General features: G+C 69.8%; 5 protein-coding genes. All 5 read left to right on the plus strand.

What is annotated here, in order from left to right; genetic code table 11:
- Positions 1–92 precede the first annotated feature (92 nt).
- Positions 93–929 carry a translation elongation factor Ts gene (tsf, locus tag ACWGL3_RS06005; protein ID WP_267946436.1) on the plus strand — a complete coding sequence of 279 codons (837 nt, stop codon included), beginning with the start codon at positions 93–95 and terminating at the stop codon, positions 927–929.
- A 183-nt stretch (positions 930–1,112) separates the two neighbouring features.
- Positions 1,113–1,838 carry a UMP kinase gene (gene pyrH, locus ACWGL3_RS06010; RefSeq protein ID WP_267950507.1) on the plus strand — a complete coding sequence of 242 codons (726 nt, stop codon included), beginning with the start codon at positions 1,113–1,115 and terminating at the stop codon, positions 1,836–1,838.
- Between the two features lie 60 nt (positions 1,839–1,898).
- The gene (frr, locus tag ACWGL3_RS06015; protein WP_267946435.1) at positions 1,899–2,456 is read left to right on the plus strand and encodes a ribosome recycling factor; all 558 of its coding nucleotides are present in this window, start codon (positions 1,899–1,901) and stop codon (positions 2,454–2,456) included.
- Between the two features lie 3 nt (positions 2,457–2,459).
- Positions 2,460–3,392 (plus strand): phosphatidate cytidylyltransferase, encoded by a 933-nt coding sequence (locus tag ACWGL3_RS06020; protein ID WP_267946434.1) that lies wholly within the window; start codon positions 2,460–2,462, stop codon positions 3,390–3,392.
- A gap of 106 nt (positions 3,393–3,498) precedes the next feature.
- On the plus strand, positions 3,499–4,680 hold the full coding sequence (locus tag ACWGL3_RS06025; RefSeq protein ID WP_267946433.1) for a pyridoxal phosphate-dependent aminotransferase: 1,182 nt from the start codon (positions 3,499–3,501) through the stop codon (positions 4,678–4,680).
- Positions 4,681–4,816 lie beyond the last annotated feature (136 nt).

Genomic DNA, 4,816 nt, shown 5'->3' on the forward strand with positions numbered 1-4,816 from the left:
GCCTCCGGGCGGGGCGGCACCGGGGGTGCACGTCCAGGCTCCGCTCCTCTTTCCGAACAGACTCTCCACTCCAAGGGAATCCGAGAACAGTCATGGCGAACTTCACCGCCGCGGACGTCAAGAAGCTGCGCGACATGACCGGCGCGGGCATGATGGCCTGCAAGAAGGCCCTGACCGAGGCCGACGGCGACATCGACAAGGCCGTCGAGGCCCTGCGCGTCAAGGGTGCCAAGGACGTCGGCAAGCGCGCGGAGCGCACTGCCGCCCAGGGCATGGTCGTCCTCAAGCAGGACTCCGAGGGCAAGGCGACCCTCATCGAGCTCAACTGCGAGACCGACTTCGTCGCGAAGAACGACCAGTTCATCGCGCTGGCCAACCAGGTCGCGGACTTCGTCGCCGCGCACGAGAGCGACGACCTCGCGACCGTGGCCGCCTCCGAGATCGAGCCGGGCACGAGCCTCCAGACCTTCATCGAGGGCAAAGGCGCCGTGATCGGTGAGAAGCTGGAGTTCCGCCGCTTCGCCAAGTTCGACGGCGTCTACGTCGCCAGCTACCTGCACAAGTCCGACCCGGACCTGCCCCCGACCATGGGCGTCCTGGTCGAGCTGGACAAGGCCGACGCCGAGGTCGGCAAGGACCTCGCCCAGCAGATCGCCGCCCTCGCCCCGCAGTACATCGGCAAGGACGACGTCCCCGCCGAGGTCGTGGAGAACGAGCGCCGCATCGCCGAGCAGACCACCCGCGAGGAGGGGAAGCCCGAGCAGGCCATCCCCAAGATCGTGGAAGGCCGCCTCAACGGTTTCTTCAAGGACGTGACGCTGCTCGGCCAGCCGTTCGTCAAGGAGAACAAGAAGTCCGTCCAGAAGGTCGTCGACGAGGCCGGCGTGACCGTCAAGCGCTTCGTCCGCTTCAAGGTCGGCCAGGCCTAAGAGCTTTGAGATGATGGAGGTGCCGGGGAGACTACTCCCCGGCACCTTCGGTGGATATGGGCGGATTTCGGAGCACGCGCTCCCTGTCCGCCCTCAGCAGGAACACTCGGGGGACCCTGTGCCACTCGGGGACGACAAGGGAGGCCACAGGCCGTGAACGAAGCGACGATCACCGAACCGGCGATGCACGATTCCGGTTGGAAGCGCGTGATGCTCAAACTCTCCGGGGAGGCGTTCGCCGGCGGAGGCGGACTGGGCATCGATCCCGAGGTCGTGCAGTACGTGGCGGAGTCCATCGCCGAGGCGGTCTCCGAGGGCATCCAGGTCGCCGTGGTCGTCGGCGGCGGCAACATGTTCCGCGGCGCGCAGCTCACCGAGGGCGGCATCGAGCGCGGACGCGCCGACTACATGGGCATGCTCGGCACCGTCATCAACTGCCTCGCCCTCCAGGACTTCCTGGAGCGGCTCGGTGTGGACACCCGGGTGCAGACCGCCATCCACATGAGCCAGGTCGCGGAGGCCTACATCCCGCGCCGCGCCATCCGCCACCTGGAGAAGGGCCGCGTGGTCATCTTCGGCGCCGGTCTCGGCGCCCCGTTCTTCTCCACCGACACCACCGCCGCCCAGCGCGCCCTGGAGATCGGCGCGCAGGCCGTCCTCAAGGGCACCCAGGTCGACGGGGTCTACGACTCCGACCCGCAGCGCAACCCGGACGCGGTCAAGTTCGACAAGCTGAACTACAACGAGGTCCTCACGAAGGGCCTCAAGGTCATGGACGCCACGGCGGTCAGCCTCTGCATGGACAACGGGATGCCCATCGTGGTGTTCGACCTGATGAGCCAGGGCAACATCCTGCGCGCGGTCCGGGGTGAGAAGATCGGCACCATCGTGGGGCCGACCACCGCCTGACACCGGCCCCAGGGCCGCCAAGAAGCCACGAACACCACAGCCGAGAACCGGGAGCGCCACATGACCGAAGAGACCCTCCTCGAAGCCGAGGAGAAGATGGAGAAGGCCGTGACCGTCGCGAAGGAGGACTTCGCGACGATCCGCACGGGCCGTCCCACCCCGGCCACGTTCAACAAGATCACCGTCGACTACTACGGTGCCCGGACGCCGATCAACCAGCTGGCCTCCTTCTCGGTTCCGGAGCCGCGCATGGTGGTCATCTCCCCGTTCGACGTCAACTCGCGCACCGACATCATCAACGCCATCCGCAACAGCGACCTCGGGGTGAACCCGTCCGACGACGGCCAGGTCATCCGCGTGGTGTTCCCGGACCTGTCCGAGGAGCGCCGCAAGGAGTACGTGAAGGTCGCGCGGACCAAGGCCGAGGACTCCAAGGTCTCGATCCGCAACGTCCGCCGCCGTGCCAAGGACACCTTCGAGAAGGCCGTGAAGTCGGGCGAGCTGGGCGAGGACGAGGCGCACCGCGCCCAGGCCGAGCTGGACGAGCTCTCCCAGAAGTACGTCGCGGCCATCGACGAGGTGCTGAAGCACAAGGAAGCCGAACTGCTCGAGGTCTAGCCGGTGACGACTTCTTCCAGCGGCTCCGGAGGCGATGACCACTCACCGGAGCACAGACCCGACGCGGGACCGCAGGACGATCCCGACAGGGCCGGCCAGCGCTTCGTGCTGCACAAGCCGGGGGGCGAGCCGGTCAAGACCGGCCGCAACCTCCCGGTGGCCATCGCGAGCGGGTGCGTCCTGGGCGCTCTCGTCTTCTTCTCCATCTTCCCCCTGCCCCAGCTGTTCACGATCATCACCTCCCTGGGGGTGCTGATCGGGCTGCGGGAGCTCAACCGGGCGTTCGCGGGCAAGGGCACGACCCTCGCCCTCGTACCCCTGGCCGTGGGCGGCGTCGCCATGCAGGTGGCCGCCTACTTCGGGGGGACCGAGTGGCTGGCGGGGACCACCGCCCTGACCGCGATCATCGTGCTGGTGTGGCGGCTGCGCGGCGGGGCGGACGGGTTCGTCGCCGACGCCTCGGCGAACCTGTTCACCCTGGTGTACCTGCCGTTCCTCCTGGGCACGTGGCTGCTGCTCGTCTCGCATCCCGAGGACGGCCAGTACCGGCTGGTGACGTTCATCGTGGTGACGATCTCCAGCGACATCGGCGGCTACTTCGCCGGGATCATGCTGGGCCGGCACAAGATGGCGCCGGTGATCAGCCCGAACAAGACCTGGGAGGGCTTCGGCGGCTCCGTGGTGGGGTGCGCGGTCGCCGGCGCCCTGTGCGTGACGCTGATGCTGGACGGCCCCTGGTGGGTCGGCGCGGTCCTGGGTCTGGCCGTCGTGCTCGCCGCGACGGTCGGGGACCTCATCGAGTCGCTGTTCAAGCGCGACCTGGGGGTCAAGGACATGGGCCGGTTCATGCCGGGCCACGGCGGACTGATGGACCGGCTGGACTCGCTCCTCATCGCGGGTCCCGTGGTGTGGATCGTGCTCAGCCTCCTCCTTTAGGGGAAGCGCGGAGGACCGTGTCGAGGGGGCGGACCCGGGGGGTCCGCCCCCTCGGCGTCCCCGGTCGGGAGTGGCCGGTGGCGGGGCGTGTGGATACGCTCGTCGGGTGGAAGAACCGCTGATCGAACGAATGCGCGTGTACGGCGAGACGATCTTCGCCGAGATGACGCGCCTGGCCATGGAGACCGGGTCGGTCAACCTGGGACAGGGTTTCCCCGACACCGACGGTCCCCGCTCCCTGCTGGAGGGCGCCTCCCGCCGCGTCCTGGAGGGGGTGAACCAGTACCCCCCGGGGCCGGGGAGGCCGGAGCTGCGGCAGGCGGTGAGCCGGTACCGGGCCCGCCACTACGGCATCGAACTGGATCCCGACAGCGAGGTCTACATCACGGTCGGGGCTACCGCCGGCATCGCCGCCGCGATGCTCGCCCTGGTGGAGCGCGGCGACGAGGTGATCGTCTTCGAGCCGATGTACGACTCCTACGCCGCGATGATCACCCTGGCCGGGGGTGTGCGCAGGTCGGTGACGCTGCGTCCCGACGCCGTCTCGGGGCGGTTCACCTTCGACCCGGAGGAGCTGCGCGCCGCCGTGGGGCCCCGTACCCGCATGGTGCTGGTGAACTCGCCGCACAACCCCACCGGCACGGTCTTCACCCCCGACGAGCTGGAGGAGATCGCGCGGGTGTGCCGGGAGCACGACCTGATCGCGTTCACCGACGAGGTGTACGAGTTCCTGACCTTCGACGGCAGGCCGCACGTGCCGCTGGCGACCCTCCCGGGTATGCGGGAGCGCACGGTGTCGGTGTCCTCGGTGGGCAAGATGTTCGCCGTCACCGGCTGGAAGACCGGCTGGGTGATGGGACCGGAGCCGCTGGTCAGCGCGGTGCGCACGGTCAACCAGTTCCTGACCTTCTCCGCCAACGGCGCGCTGCAGCTGGCGGTGGCGGACGCGATCGACGGCGAGTGGGAGTGGGTGGCGGCCCAGCGCGCGGCCCTCCAGGGCAAGCGCGACCGCCTCGCGTCGGGCCTGGCCGCCGCCGGGTTCGAGGTGAACGTGTCCGAGGGCACCTACTTCGTGATGGCCGACATCCGCCCCCTCGGGTTCGGCAGCGGGCTCGACGTGGCGAGGGCCCTGCCCGCCGGGGCCGGTGTCGCGGCGGTGCCCGCCCAGGTGTTCTACGACCACCAGGAGGAGGGGGCGCACCTGCTCCGCTTCGCGTTCTGCAAGAGGGACGAGGTCCTGGACGAGGCCGTCTCCCGGCTGACCGCGTGGCACGGGCGCGGGGCCTGAACCGCGACGGGGCGCCGCCGGACCCGGCACGCGGTCCTCCCGGCCGGGAGGACCCCCGGCGCAATTTGGGGGGGCGCCCGCGCGGGCGGGCCACCCCGCCCACCCGCCGCGCGCGGCCGGCCCGCCCGGGGCGCGC

Source organism: Nocardiopsis sp. NPDC055824 (genome assembly GCF_053616335.1).